Raw genomic sequence first — 13184 nt, 5'->3', positions numbered from 1 at the left:
GCCTGCTCTCCTTGGGTCGTTGCTAAGCCCTCTATCCAACTCCCCTGCTTGATCTTCGTCAACTGCGGCGCGCCGGTCTGCGATGGTATGCTACGCGCCCATTTGCGCCGCCCGCCTGCCGGGGCGCCGCCCGATTCAAGGTGAAGCCATGACGACCCGCACCGACGCCGTAAAGGCCTATCTGCTCGATCTGCAAGACCGCATCTGCGCTGCACTGGAAACCGAAGACGGCGGCAAATGCTTCGTCGAAGACGCCTGGACCCGGCCGGCGGGCGGTGGCGGGCGCACCCGCGTGCTGGAAAACGGTACGCTGATCGAAAAGGGCGGCGTCAATTTTTCCCACGTATTCGGCAGCGGCCTGCCGCCCTCGGCCAGCGCCCATCGGCCGGAACTGGCCGGGCGTGGTTTCGAGGCGCTCGGCGTGTCGCTGGTGATCCACCCGCACAATCCGCATGTGCCGACCTCCCACGCCAACGTGCGTTTTTTCATTGCTGAAAAAGAAGGCGAAGAACCGGTCTGGTGGTTTGGCGGCGGTTTCGACCTGACCCCGTATTACGGCGTTGAGGAAGATTGCATTCATTGGCACCGCGTCGCCGAGCAAGCCTGTGCGCCGTTCGGTGCGGACGTCTATCCGCGTTACAAGGCCTGGTGCGACACCTATTTCCATATCAAGCATCGTCATGAGCCACGTGGCATTGGCGGTCTGTTCTTCGACGATCTGAACGAGTGGGATTTCGACACCAGTTTCGCCTTCATGCGCGCCATCGGCGATGCCTATATCGAGGCCTACCTGCCGATCGTGCAACGGCGCAAGAACGACGCCTTCACTGCCCAGCAGCGCGAATTCCAGGAATTCCGCCGAGGCCGCTACGTCGAATTCAACCTGGTTTACGACCGTGGCACGCTGTTCGGTCTGCAATCGGGTGGCCGCACTGAATCGATTCTGATGTCGCTGCCACCGCAAGTGCGCTGGGGCTATGACTGGAAGGCCGAGCCGGGCAGCGCAGAAGCGCGCCTGACCGATTACTTCCTGCAGGATCGCGACTGGCTGGCCGAGGCCTGAGGACGGGTGATGGATCGTTACGTCGTTTTCGGTAATCCGATCGGCCACAGCAAGTCGCCGATGATTCACCAGTTGTTCGCCGAACAGACCGGCCAGCGCCTCGACTACAGCACGCTGCTGGCGCCGCTGGATGATTTTGTCGGCTACGCCAAGGCGTTCTTTCGCGAAGGGCGCGGCGCCAATGTGACGGTGCCGTTCAAGGAAGACGCCTACCGTCTGGCCAACAGCCTGACCGCCCGCGCGCAGCGCGCCGGTGCGGTGAACACCTTGAGCAAACTGGACGATGGCTCACTGCTCGGCGACAACACCGATGGCGCAGGCCTGGTCCGCGATCTGACGGTGAATGCCGGGTTCAGCCTGACCGGTAAGCGCATCCTTTTGCTCGGCGCTGGCGGCGCGGTGCGCGGTGCGCTGGAGCCATTGCTGGCGGAGAAGCCGGCCTCGGTGATCATCGCCAATCGCACCGTGGACAAGGCTGAACTGCTGGCCGAGTTGTTCTGCGACCTCGGGCCGGTGTCGGCCAGTGGTTTCGACTGGCTGCGCGAACCGGTGGACGTGATCATCAACGCCACCTCCGCCAGCCTGACCGGTGACGTGCCGCCGATTGCGCCAAGCCTGATCGAGCCAGGCCAGACGCTGTGCTACGACATGATGTACGGCAAGGAACCGACCGCGTTCTGCCGCTGGGCCACTGAGCACGGCGCGGCGCTGGCGATGGATGGTCTGGGCATGCTCGCCGAACAGGCAGCCGAGGCGTTCTGGCTGTGGCGTGGCGTACGCCCGGATACCGCGCCGGTACTCGCCGAACTGCGCCGCCAACTGGCCCTTTAAGCTTTGCTCCCACATTGAAATACGATCAATGTGGGAGCGAGCCTGCTCGCGAATCGCATCACCACCGCGATATCAGATCAATCCTCAAACCTGATTGGGCACTTCTCCGCCCCCTCCAGCTTCCTCAACTCCTCCACGACCGGCGACCGCGCCCGGCGCAGGGTCAGGCTGCGACCCTGGCCCAGCAGGCGTCGCGCTTCCTGATGCAGCATCTCCACCCCCGAATAATCGATGAAGTTGATCTGCTGCGCCTCGATCACCACCCGTGCGCCATGCAGGCGTTGCAGGCGCACTTGCAGGTAATGGCTGGCGCCGAAAAAGATCGAACCACCCACGCGCAACACATCGTCGTCACCGTCGCGCCAATGCTGCACCCGTGGTTGCGAGGTGCGCTTGAGGTAGAAAAACAATGACGCCAGCACCCCGGCGTAGATCGCCGTCTGCAATTCCAGCAGCAGAGTCGCCAGGCAAGTCAGGGCCATCACCACGAACTCGGCGCGGCTGACCCGCAGCAAGGCGCGAATGCCCCGGTGATCGACCAGACCCCAGGCAATCAACAGGATGCTGCCGGCCATGGCCGGGATCGGGATGTGCGCGATCAGCCCTGCGCCGAACACCGCAAACAGCGCCACCCAGAGCGCCGAAAACACCCCGGCCAGCGGCGAGCAGGCACCCGCCTCGTAACTCAATCCCGAGCGGGTAAACGATCCGGCGGACAGCGACCCGGAAAAGAACGCGCCGACGATGTTCGACAAACCCTGTGCGCGGACTTCCTGATTGGCGTCGAGCAACTGTTGCGAGCGCGCCGAAATCGAGCGGGCAATCGACAGGCTGGTGACCAGCCCGAGCATGCCCACTGCCACCGCGCTTGGCAGCAGGCGCAGGATAACCTCCAGATCCAGCGGCAGCGTACTGAACGGCGGCAGGCGTCCGACGAAAGCGCTGACCAGATGCACATGGCCGAACATCGCTGGCCAGATCCACACCAGCAGGCTGGCCAGCACCAGCGTGAGCAACAGCGTCGGCCAGCGCGGCAGGAGTTTTTTCAGGGCCACGCCGACGATCACTGTAGCAACGCCGAGCATCAGCGAGGGCTTATCCACAGCCCCCAGATGTCGCAGCAGATCCATCAGGCTGGCGAGCGCCGTGGTGTTGGCCGGCAATTCCAGCCCGAGCAGATTGGGCAATTGCCCGATGGCGATCACCACTGCGGCGCCGAGGGTGAAACCGAGTACCACCGAATGCGAAACGAAATTCACCAGTGCGCCAAAGCGCAGCAAGCCGAGCAACCACTGGAAAATCCCCGCAAGGAACGTCAGCAGCAGGATCAGGGTGATGTAGTCCTCGGAAGCCGGCACCGCGAGCGGGCTGACGCTGGCGTACAGCACGATCGAAATCGCTGCGGTGGGGCCGCAGATCAGATGCCATGACGAACCCCACAGGCAGGCGATCAACACCGGGATGATCGCCGCATACAGGCCGTATTCCGGTGGCAGCCCGGCAATCAGCGCGTAGGCAATCGACTGGGGTAAGGCGAGAATCGCACCGCTGAGGCCGACGATCAGGTCCCGCCCGACGCTGGCGCGGGTTTGCCGTGGCAACCAGCTCAGGAAAGGAAAAAGTGAATGGCGGCTGGGGAAGGCCATGGGTCCTCGCGGTTGGGGTTTTGTTCAAGGTTATCAGGGTGTCAGGTGTAAAGGCCCCTCACCCTAGCCCTCTCCCTGAGGGAGAGGGGACTGACCGAGCTGTTTGTTGAAGATTCACCGACCTGCGATTTCGGCGTTGAACGCAAGTTTTGATTCAACAGCGATCGGCTCCCTTTCCCCCTCGCCCCCTTGGGGGAGAGGGCTGGGGTGAGGGGGAAAAAATCTCCAGCCGAACGCTATTCCAGCAACACTGAGATCAAAGCTTGGCCTTCACCGCCACCAACGCATCCTTGCCATCCACGGTCTTCACCCCGTCCAGCCACTTGTCCAGCACCGCCGGATTGGCCTTGATCCACGCCTTCGCCGCTTCGGCATTGCTGATCTTCTTGTTCACCACCTCGGCCATGATGCTGTTCTCCATGTCCTGGGTAAACGCAAGATTGGTCAGCAACTTGCCCACATTCGGGCAGGCCTCGGCGTAGCCCTTACGGGTCAGGGTGAATACGCTGCCGGTATCGCCGAAGTATTTTTCGCCGCCCTTGAGGTAACGCATTTTCAACTGCACGTTCATCGGGTGTGGAGTCCAGCCGAGGAAGGTGACGAATTTCTGTTTCTTCACCGCCCGCGACACTTCGGCGAGCATCGCCTGTTCGCTGGACTCGATCAGCTTCCACTGGCCCATGTTGAAGTCGTTCTTCTTGATGATCTCCTGCAGCGAAATGTTCGCCGGCGCGCCTGAGCCGATGCCGTAGATCTTCTTGTCGAACTTGTCGGCGAATTTGTTCAGGTCGGCAAAATCATGCACGCCTGCCTCCCAGACATAGTCGGGGACGGCGAGAGTGAATTCGGTGCCTTCCAGGTTCTTGGCCAATTGCGTCACATCACCGGTGGCGACGAACTTGTCATAGAAGCCCTGCTGCGCCGGCATCCAGTTGCCGAGGAACACGTCCACCTGGCCATCCTTCAAGCCGCCAAAGGTGATCGGCACCGCGAGGGTGTCGACCTTGGCCTTGTAGCCCATGCCGTCGAGCAGAAATCCGGTGATGGCATTGGTCGCGGCGATGTCGCTCCAGCCCGGATCGGCCATCTTCACGGTTTCGCAACTTTGCTCGGCGAAGGCCGAGGCGCTGCTCAATGCGATCAGGCCAACGGTGACAGCTGTGGATAACTTGCGCATGGACTTCCCCTTAACGTTATTGGTTTTGGCAGGGTTGTGGATAACGGGCCTTGCGCTCCAGATCATCAAGGTCGATGTGGTTGCGCATGTACTGCTGACTGGCATCGACCAGCGGCTGGTGATCCCAGCTCTTCAACTTGCCGATGGTTAACGCATCGGCGACGAAACGGCGTCGGCGCTGGCTGGCCAGTACGTCCCGATGGATCGCCGGAATGTCCCACTTGGCCCGCGCTTCGGCGAGAAAGTCTTCGAACAGCGGACGATGTTGCGGCGATTGGCTCAGCTCTTCTTCTTCGCGCGGATCGTTATCCACATCGAAGAGTAGGCACGGGTCGCTTTCGCTGTAGATAAATTTGTAGGCGCCCCGGCGAATCATCATCAGCGGGCTCACAGTGCCTTCGGCCATGTATTCGCCGAACACCTCGTCATGCCCGCCCTGCCCTTGCAGGTGCGGCAGCAAGGAACGGCCGTCCAGTGGCAAGTCGGGCTCAAGCGTGCCACCGGCCAGATCCACGAAGGTCGGCAGCAGGTCGGCGGTGGAAACGGCGGCGCTGACCCGGCCGGCCTCGAATTGTCCCGGGGCGCTGATCAGCAGCGGCACTCGCGCAGCCATCTCGAACCAGTGCATTTTGTACCAGAGGCCTTTCTCACCGAGCATGTCGCCGTGGTCACCGGAGAAGACGATGATGGTGTCATCGATCAACCCGGTTTCCTCGAGGGTTTGCAGCAGTTTGCCGACATTGGCATCGATATAGCTGCAAGCGCCGAAGTAGGCGCGACGTGCATCGCGGATCTTATCCACAGGCAGCGGCTTGTCCCACAGGTCGTAAACCTTGAGCAGACGTTGCGAGTGCGGATCGAGTTCGTCCTGGTTCAAGGCTGTAGGCAACGGGATATCGGCATCGTCATACAGATCCCAGAAAGCCTTGGGAATCGTGTACGGATCGTGAGGGTGGGTCATCGACACGGTCAGGCAGAACGGTTGCTCGCCATCCTCGCGAATGTGATCGAAAAGATATTGCTGCGCCTTGAACACCACCTCTTCGTCGAAATCCAGCTGATTGGTGCGCACGCACGGCCCGGCCTGTAATACCGAAGACATGTTGTGATACCAGCTCGGCCGCACGTCCGGCTCGTCCCAGTTCACCGCCCAACCGTAATCGGCCGGGTAGATATCGCTGGTCAGGCGTTCTTCATAACCGTGCAGCTGGTCCGGCCCGCAGAAATGCATCTTGCCCGACAGCGCGGTGCGGTAGCCGAGACGCCGCAGGTAATGCGCGTAAGTCGGAATGTCGGCGGGGAAATCAGCGGCGTTGTCGTAGGCGCCGATCTTGCTCGGCAACTGGCCGCTGACCAGGGTGAAACGCGACGGCGCGCACAGCGGGCTGTTGCAATAAGCAGCATCGAACACCACGCCTTGGGCGGCGAGGCGGGACAGATTCGGCAGTTTGATTGGCGATGGGCCGTAGAACGGCAACATTGGCGCGGCCATTTGATCGGCCATGATGAAAAGAATGTTCTTGCGCTTCATGTGATCGCGTCATTCCATGTTGAATATTTATGCGAGAGTGCTGCGATCGAGCATGGATTCCATGCTTCTTCCGGTAAAGCCCGCGCCGGACAATGACTAGGATAAGTACAGCTTATGTATGACGCCCTCGGTGACCTCTCCCTCGATCTGCTGCGCGCTTTTGAAGCGGCGGCCCGCCATCGCAGTTTTACCGCTGCTGCGGTGGAGCTTGGCACCACGCAGCCGGCGATCAGCCAGCAGATGAAACGTCTGGAAGAGCAGCTCGGTACGCGCCTGTTCGATCGGATCTACCGGGGTATCGAGTTGACAGAGGTTGGCGCCCTGCTTTTCGAGCAAGTTAGCCTCGGTTTGCAGAATATCGATGCAGGATTGAGTGCAATCAGCACTCAGCAGCAACATGAAGTGCTGCAAGTGGCCACGGATTTCGCTTTCGCCGCTTATTGGCTGATGCCGCGCCTGCATCGCTTCCATGAGGCCAATCCGCATATCGATGTCAGCCTGGTCACCAGCGAGCGCAACCACAACATGCTGCGCACCGACATCGACGTGGCGATCCTGTTTGGCGATGGTCGATTCAAGCAGGGTGAGAGCCACTGGCTGTTCAGCGAAGAAGTGTTCCCGGTGTGCAGCCCGCTGCTGCTCAAGGAGCGTTCATTGCCGTTGCCCGCGCAGGCCCTGCTGGAATTTCCGCTGTTGCATCTGCGTGGAGAAAACAGCAGCAACTGGTTCGACTGGAGCGGGCTGTTCCGTCAACTTGGCCTGACCACGCCGCCGGCGCCGGGGCAGCTGCGCTTCGACAATTACACGTTATTGATCCAAGCGGCGATCGGCGGGCAAGGCGTGGCAATCGGTTGGCGCCACCTTGTGGATAACTTGCTGGTGCAGGGTTTGCTGTGCCGACCGCTGGCGGAAACCACGCTGTCGCGGCTGGGGTATTACGTGGTGTTACCGCAACGCAAGCGTCGGGGTGCATTGATTCAAGAATTTGTTGATTGGTTAGTGGCGGAACAGGCCAGCAGTGCCGAATCGCTTAACGGTCTGGCCCTGCCCTCGATTGCGGTGTGAAGAGCAAAAGATCGTCCGATCTTTTACGAATCAGAAGCCGCCACAAAATTCACATGCTGCCCCACATGCAGGTTCAACCGCAGTTCATCGGCAATCCCCACCGCGACACGGTTCAAGCGTTCCAGCGGTTCGGCCAATCCCGGTTCGAGATTGCCGCCGACCTGACTGAAGTGCTCGATGGTCAATCCGGCCACTCCATGGGGCGCATTGACCAAGGTCCAGCGCAGTGAGCTGCTTTGTACCGCCTCGAGGATTTCTTCGGCAGCGTGACGTTGCAGGCGCTCGTCATTGTCAGGCTCGTCGAGCACACCGAAGTTGCCGACCAGAAACAGGCGCGGCACGCTGGCAAGTTGCAAACCTTCGACCAAGGCGTCGACTGCCAGCACCTGCTCCACTGGGCCGAGCGTCACCGAGCGCTCAACGTGGTCGCTGCTGAACGGCAGCCCCGGCGCGTCCAGCAGGCAGATCACCGCCGAACTGCCGGCGACGCTCTGATTGACCCGCTCGGCATCGAATAGATCGCCGGTCTTGGTGCGCAACCCCGGACGCGGCGCGAGTGCGGTGAGATCGTCGAGAATGGCGATGACTTCGTGTTGGCGACGCAGCAATTCAGCCATCAATGCACCGCCCAGGCTGGCCATGGCACCATAAAGCACCACTTTGACCACTGGGGTCTCGGCATTTTTCATGGCTGTTTTCCTTATAGTTGTCCTATATGACCTGTGACGGTGGAAACAGCCAAGGGTTCGAACCGATTGAGAGGCGAAACGATGCAAGGGATCAAGGGCTATCACGCCCATGTCTATTTCGACGCGCAAACCATCGACCAGGCGCGGGCCTTGTGCGAACAGGCCGCGCAGTTGTTTGCGCTGAAAATGGGCCGCGTGCACGAACGCCCGGTGGGGCCGCACCCCGACTGGAGCTGCCAACTGGCTTTCGGTCCCGAGCTGATCGGCGAGGTGCTGCCGTGGCTGGCGCTTAACCGCAAGGGGTTGGTGGTGTTCCTGCATCCGGACACTGGCGATGACCTGCTCGACCACACCGAACACGCGATCTGGATGGGCGCGGTGCGGCCGCTGGATCTGTCGATTTTTTTTAACCAGGTGCTTGGACTGAACTGATAACGAATATGTCCAGACTGCCAGCCAGCGTTGTCTATCCGTTCCCTCGTATCGCTTCTCGTCCCGTATTCATTGGCTGTCGCTGCATCCGACCGCCGGTTGACCATTCATTCATCGCTTTCGGTCGCGAAAGGTAGCTGAAAGCTTCCCCGATTAGGATCGCCCCACTCCCGGCAACAGACCGGTTGGCCCAAGCCCTGTGTTTTTTCCACAGGCCCGGCCCAATTAACAACAACAATGGTGATTCTGATGTCTTCTGCAACCCGCCGTTTCTCCCGCTTCCTGCTGGTCACTCCGCCCGTACGCCTCGCGCCTCCCGTTCTGCGCTGATCCCGCCCGATCCGCTCATTCAACTAGCCGCGCTACGCCTGGAGTATTCCCATGCTGACTTTCCTTGGCTTCGCCATGGTCATCACGTTCATGTTCCTGATCATGACCAAGCGCCTGTCCGCGCTGATCGCCCTGATCATCATCCCGATCCTGTTCGCCCTGTTCGGTGGTTTCGCGCCGAAGATCGGCCCGATGATGCTTGAAGGCATCACCAAACTGGCGCCGACCGGCGTGATGTTGATGTTCGCCATTCTGTATTTCGCCCTGATGATCGACTCCGGCCTGTTCGACCCGGCCGTGCGCAAGATCCTCAAACTGGTCAAGGGCGACCCGCTGAAAGTTTCGGTCGGTACCGCCGTTCTGGCGCTCGTCGTTTCCCTCGATGGTGACGGCGCGACCACTTACATGATTTGTGTGGCTGCGATGCTGCCGCTGTACAGCCGCATCGGCATGAGCCCGCGAATCATGGCCGGTCTGATCATCCTCGCCGGTGGCGTAATGAACATGACCCCGTGGGGCGGCCCGACCGCCCGCGCGGCGAGTGCCCTGCATGTCGATCCGTCGGACATTTTCGTACCGATGATCCCGGCCATGGCCGCCGGTGTCTTGGCGATCCTGGTGATTGCCTACTTCTACGGCAAGCGTGAACGTGCCCGCCTCGGTGAACTGCACTTGGTCGGCGATGAGATCGATCACAGTGAAATCAGCGTCTCGCAATTCCCCGACGCACGCCGTCCGAAGCTGATCTGGTTCAATGCCGCACTGACTTTCGGCCTGATGTGCACGCTGATCGGCGGCCTGTTGCCGCTGCCGGTGCTGTTCATGGTGGCGTTCAGTATTGCGATGATCGTCAACTACCCATGCCTGCAAATGCAGAAGGATCGCGTCGCCGCGCATTCCGGCAGCGTGCTGGCAGTGGTCGGGCTGATCTTTGCGGCCGGTATCTTCACCGGTATCCTGTCGGGCACCGGCATGGTCGATGCGATGTCGAAGAGCCTGTTGGCGGTGATCCCGGATTTCCTCGGCCCGTACCTGGCGGTGATCACGGCGCTGGTGAGCATGCCTTTCACCTTCTTCATGTCCAACGATGCGTTCTATTACGGTGTATTGCCGGTGCTGACCGAAGCGGCCAGCCACTATGGGATCACTGCGGTGGAAATGGCCCGTGCCTCGATCGTCGGCCAGCCCGTCCACTTGCTGAGCCCGTTGGTGCCGTCGACCTATCTGTTGGTGGCGCTGGCCGGTATCGATTTCGGTGATCACCAGCGTTTCACCCTGAAATGGGCGATCCTGGTGTGCATCTGCATTCTGATTGCTGCACTGCTGTTGGGGACTTTCCCGCTGTTCAGCACTCTATAAGCCCAAGACTCACCGTTACGGGTCCCGGCTTCGCGGTTTGAAGCCCGGACCTGTTTCGGTTTAACACTCGCTCAAAGGAATACACATGGATTGGCTGACCAACCCCGAAATCTGGGTTGCCTTTTTTACCCTGACCGCCCTGGAAATCGTCCTCGGTATCGATAACATCATCATGATTTCGATCCTGGTCAGCCGCATGCCGAAACACATGCAGCAGCGCACGCGGATCTTCGGTCTTGGCCTGGCCATGGTCACCCGGATCCTGTTGCTGCTGTCGATTACCTGGGTCATGCGCCTCACTGCCGACCTGTTCGAAGTGTTCGGCCAGGGCATTTCCGGCCGCGACCTGATCCTGTTCTTCGGTGGCCTGTTCCTGTTGTGGAAGAGTTCGCAGGAGATGTACCACGCGCTGGAAGGTGAAGATGAAAGCGACGACGCGCCATCGGGCAAGGGCGGCAACTTCCTCTACACCATCATCCAGATCGCGATCATCGATATCGTCTTCTCGCTGGACTCGGTGATCACTGCCGTCGGCATGGTTTCCCACGTGCCGGTGATGGTCGCGGCGATCATCGTGGCGGTGCTGGTGATGATGCTGGCGTCGGGCAAGATCAGCGAATTCATCGACAAGCACCCGTCGCTGAAAATGCTCGCGCTGTCGTTCCTGCTGGTGGTCGGTACCGTGCTGATCGCCGAATCGTTCGACGTGCACGTGCCAAAAGGCTACGTCTACTTCGCCATGGCGTTCTCGCTGGCGGTTGAGGCTATCAACATCAAACTGCGCGGCGCGATGGCCCGGAAAAAGAAACAGCAGGATCCGGTGAAACTGCGCAAGGATGTGCCGGGCCAATAACCCGGTAGTCCCGGCAGCACGCTACACCCCTGTGGGAGCGAGCCTGCTCGCGAAGACGGAGTGCCAGTCGACAACAATGTTGGCTGGCCCACCGCTTTCGCGAGCAGGCTCGCTCCCACAGTTGTTTGTGCAACATTCAGTCACTGCGGACCTTGTGGGAGCTGGCTTGCCAGCGATAGCGGAGTGTCAGGCGACATCAATGTTGGTTGTGCCGACGCCATCGCTGGCAAGCCAGCTCCCACAGGGGCGGCGTTGATTTAAATGGGAGTGTATGAAGCGCTTCTCATGACACTTTTGTTTCAATCCACGCTTTAGCTGTGCAATGCTGGCGCCGAGGCCGTTAGCCAACTACAGCTTAAGTATCAAGAACGTAGAAACCGCGCGGTGCCTTCCACTTGCCCCTCTGGGGCGCTGCTACTACAGGGGGTCTGCATGCTCACCCTGCTCAATCTGCTGTCCGCCGTCGCCCTGTTGATCTGGGGCACGCACATCGTCCGAACCGGCATCCTGCGGGTTTATGGCACCAATCTGCGACATGTCATCGGCCAGAACATGTCGAAGAAATGGCTGGCGTTCATCGCCGGTATTCTCGTCACCGCCATGGTGCAGAGCAGCAACGCCACGGCGATGCTGGTCACATCGTTTGTCGGTCAGGGCCTGATGGCGCTGACCCCGGCGCTGGCGACCATGCTTGGCGCAGACGTCGGTACCGCGTTGATGGCGCGGGTGCTGACCCTCGATCTGTCATGGCTGTCGCCGCTGCTGATTTTCCTCGGGGTGATTTTCTTTCTGTCGCGCAAACAGACGCGGCTCGGGCAGATGGGCCGGGTGTCGATCGGGCTGGGGCTGATCATTCTCGCCCTGCAATTGATCGTCGAGGCCGCTGCGCCGATCACCCATGCGCAGGGGGTGAAGGTGATTTTCGCCTCGCTGACCGGCGACATCCTCCTCGACGCCCTGGTTGGCGCCCTGTTCGCGATGATTTCCTACTCCAGCCTCGCCGCCGTGCTGCTCACCGCCACGCTGGCCGGGGCTGCGGTGATCAGTTTGCCGGTGGCGATCGGTCTGGTGATCGGCGCCAACATCGGCAGCGGCATTCTCGCCTTCATGAGCACCAGCATGCAGAACGCCGCCGGCCGCCAGGTCGCGCTGGGCAGTCTGCTGTACAAATTGATCGGCCTGCTGCTGATCATCCCGGTGCTAGATCCGCTGGTGCACTGGATCGACAGCCTTGATTTCAGCCCGCAGGAAATGGTCATCGGCTTCCACCTGCTCTACAACACCGCGCGCTGCCTGATCCTGCTGCCGAGCGTCGGGCCGATGGCGCGGCTTTGTGCGTGGCTGCTGCCGGAGCGGCCGGAGGTCAACGGCGCCGCCAAGCCGCGCCATCTCGACCCGACCGCGCTGGTCACGCCGAGCCTGGCGCTGGCCAATGCCGCGCGGGAAACCCTGCGCATGGGTGATCTGCTCGACAACATGCTCGACGCCTCCCTCGATGTGTTGCGCGGCAAGCAGACCGCCGTCACCCAGGAGATGCGCCGACTGACCGACGACATCGAAGCGCTGTACAGCGCGATCAAGCTGTATCTGGCGCAGATGCCCCGCGAGGATCTCGGCGAGCACGACAGTCGGCGCTGGGCCGAGATCATCGAACTGGCGATCAACCTGAAACTCGCCGCCGACCTGATCGAGCGCATGCTGCGCAAGATCCAGCAGCAGAAGACTTCGCAGCGTCGTTCGTTTTCCGAAGAAGGCCTGGAAGATCTTGCCGGGCTGCAACAGCAACTGATCGCCAACCTGCGCCTGGGCCTGTCGGTGTTTCTCAGCGGCGACCGCGAAAGCGCGCGGCAGTTGTTACGGGAGAAACGCCGCTTTCGTGCGCAGGAACGGCGTCTGGCCCATGCGCATGTCAGCCGTTTGCAACGCAAGATCGTTCAGAGCCTGGAGACCAGCTCGCTGCATCTGGAGTTGATCGCCGACATGAAACGGCTCAATTCGCTGTTCTGCAGCAGCGCCTATGTGGTGCTGGAAACGGCGGACACCGGCGCGCTGGCCGTGGATGACATGGCCGACATTACGCATTCGCCTTGAACGTCTGAGGCTGGGGTCAGTCAGTTACAGTGGTTCAGCCTTGAGACCGTCATCGCTGGCAAGCCAGCTCCCACAGGGTTTTGTAAGTGCCGCAGATCCTTGTGGGAGCTGGCTTGC

Annotated in this window: 11 protein-coding genes; 7 read left to right on the top strand and 4 right to left on the bottom strand. The window is 60.8% G+C overall.

All coding sequences use genetic code 11. The features are described 5' to 3' along the window. The first annotated feature begins 148 nt into the window (after positions 1–148). Together hemF and aroE are read left to right on the top strand one after the other, a co-directional pair. Positions 149–1063 carry an oxygen-dependent coproporphyrinogen oxidase gene (hemF, locus tag AB4N48_RS24205; protein WP_024014963.1) on the top strand — a complete coding sequence of 305 codons (915 nt, stop codon included), beginning with the start codon at positions 149–151 and terminating at the stop codon, positions 1061–1063. 9 nt (positions 1064–1072) lie between these two features. Further along, a complete protein-coding gene (gene aroE / locus AB4N48_RS24200) occupies positions 1073–1894 on the top strand; it encodes a shikimate dehydrogenase (RefSeq protein WP_460094433.1) in 822 nt (273 codons plus the stop codon). 77 nt (positions 1895–1971) lie between these two features. On the opposite strand, the gene AB4N48_RS24195 is transcribed toward aroE, so the two are convergent. The 3 genes from AB4N48_RS24195 to betC all read right to left on the bottom strand — a co-directional run bounded on the left by AB4N48_RS24195 (position 1972) and on the right by betC (position 6248). Beyond that, on the bottom strand, positions 1972–3540 hold the full coding sequence (locus AB4N48_RS24195) for a SulP family inorganic anion transporter (protein WP_252885082.1): 1569 nt from the start codon (positions 3538–3540) through the stop codon (positions 1972–1974). Positions 3541–3796: 256 nt separating this feature from the next. Beyond that, on the bottom strand, positions 3797–4717 hold the full coding sequence (gene choX / locus AB4N48_RS24190) for a choline ABC transporter substrate-binding protein (RefSeq protein WP_041476503.1): 921 nt from the start codon (positions 4715–4717) through the stop codon (positions 3797–3799). A gap of 16 nt (positions 4718–4733) precedes the next feature. Further along, positions 4734–6248 (bottom strand): choline-sulfatase, encoded by a 1515-nt coding sequence (gene betC / locus AB4N48_RS24185; RefSeq protein ID WP_460094432.1) that lies wholly within the window; start codon positions 6246–6248, stop codon positions 4734–4736. A 114-nt stretch (positions 6249–6362) separates the two neighbouring features. On the opposite strand from betC, the gene AB4N48_RS24180 reads away from it, so the two are divergent. Next, positions 6363–7313: a choline sulfate utilization transcriptional regulator gene (locus AB4N48_RS24180; RefSeq protein ID WP_460094431.1), complete on the top strand. Its 951-nt coding sequence runs from the start codon at positions 6363–6365 to the stop codon at positions 7311–7313. Positions 7314–7336: 23 nt separating this feature from the next. Here the strand turns inward: AB4N48_RS24180 and AB4N48_RS24175 are convergent, their stop codons facing one another. Continuing rightward, the gene (locus tag AB4N48_RS24175) at positions 7337–8002 is read right to left on the bottom strand and encodes an NAD(P)-dependent oxidoreductase (protein ID WP_041476500.1); all 666 of its coding nucleotides are present in this window, start codon (positions 8000–8002) and stop codon (positions 7337–7339) included. An 81-nt stretch (positions 8003–8083) separates the two neighbouring features. On the opposite strand from AB4N48_RS24175, the gene AB4N48_RS24170 reads away from it, so the two are divergent. From AB4N48_RS24170 to AB4N48_RS24155, 4 genes are all read left to right on the top strand, one after another. Continuing rightward, complete coding sequence (locus tag AB4N48_RS24170; RefSeq protein ID WP_460094430.1) at positions 8084–8434, top strand: DOPA 4,5-dioxygenase family protein; 351 nt, start codon at positions 8084–8086, stop codon at positions 8432–8434. A gap of 381 nt (positions 8435–8815) precedes the next feature. After that, positions 8816–10123 carry a CitMHS family transporter gene (locus AB4N48_RS24165; RefSeq protein ID WP_076564783.1) on the top strand — a complete coding sequence of 436 codons (1308 nt, stop codon included), beginning with the start codon at positions 8816–8818 and terminating at the stop codon, positions 10121–10123. A gap of 85 nt (positions 10124–10208) precedes the next feature. Beyond that, entirely contained in the window at positions 10209–10976 is a 768-nt protein-coding gene (locus AB4N48_RS24160; RefSeq protein ID WP_041476497.1) for a TerC family protein, read from the top strand. A gap of 432 nt (positions 10977–11408) precedes the next feature. Next, on the top strand, positions 11409–13067 hold the full coding sequence (locus AB4N48_RS24155; protein ID WP_056791186.1) for a Na/Pi cotransporter family protein: 1659 nt from the start codon (positions 11409–11411) through the stop codon (positions 13065–13067). Positions 13068–13184 lie beyond the last annotated feature (117 nt).

The sequence above is a fragment of the Pseudomonas sp. S2_C11 genome (assembly GCF_054668395.1).
Note: the sequence above shows the minus strand (reverse complement) of the source record. Positions and strands in the feature narration are given on the sequence as shown.

Bases quoted from the DNA above. Each gene is read 5' to 3' on its own strand.
- aroE (WP_460094433.1), top strand. From the start codon at position 1,073: ATGGATCGTTACGTCGTTTTCGGTAATCCGATCGGCCACAGCAAGTCG.
- betC (WP_460094432.1), bottom strand. From the start codon at position 6,248: ATGAAGCGCAAGAACATTCTTTTCATCATGGCCGATCAAATGGCCGCG.
- AB4N48_RS24165 (WP_076564783.1), top strand. From the start codon at position 8,816: ATGCTGACTTTCCTTGGCTTCGCCATGGTCATCACGTTCATGTTCCTG.
- AB4N48_RS24160 (WP_041476497.1), top strand. From the start codon at position 10,209: ATGGATTGGCTGACCAACCCCGAAATCTGGGTTGCCTTTTTTACCCTG.
- AB4N48_RS24195 (WP_252885082.1), bottom strand. From the start codon at position 3,540: ATGGCCTTCCCCAGCCGCCATTCACTTTTTCCTTTCCTGAGCTGGTTG.
- AB4N48_RS24180 (WP_460094431.1), top strand. From the start codon at position 6,363: ATGTATGACGCCCTCGGTGACCTCTCCCTCGATCTGCTGCGCGCTTTT.
- choX (WP_041476503.1), bottom strand. From the start codon at position 4,717: ATGCGCAAGTTATCCACAGCTGTCACCGTTGGCCTGATCGCATTGAGC.
- AB4N48_RS24155 (WP_056791186.1), top strand. From the start codon at position 11,409: ATGCTCACCCTGCTCAATCTGCTGTCCGCCGTCGCCCTGTTGATCTGG.
- AB4N48_RS24175 (WP_041476500.1), bottom strand. From the start codon at position 8,002: ATGAAAAATGCCGAGACCCCAGTGGTCAAAGTGGTGCTTTATGGTGCC.
- AB4N48_RS24170 (WP_460094430.1), top strand. From the start codon at position 8,084: ATGCAAGGGATCAAGGGCTATCACGCCCATGTCTATTTCGACGCGCAA.
- hemF (WP_024014963.1), top strand. From the start codon at position 149: ATGACGACCCGCACCGACGCCGTAAAGGCCTATCTGCTCGATCTGCAA.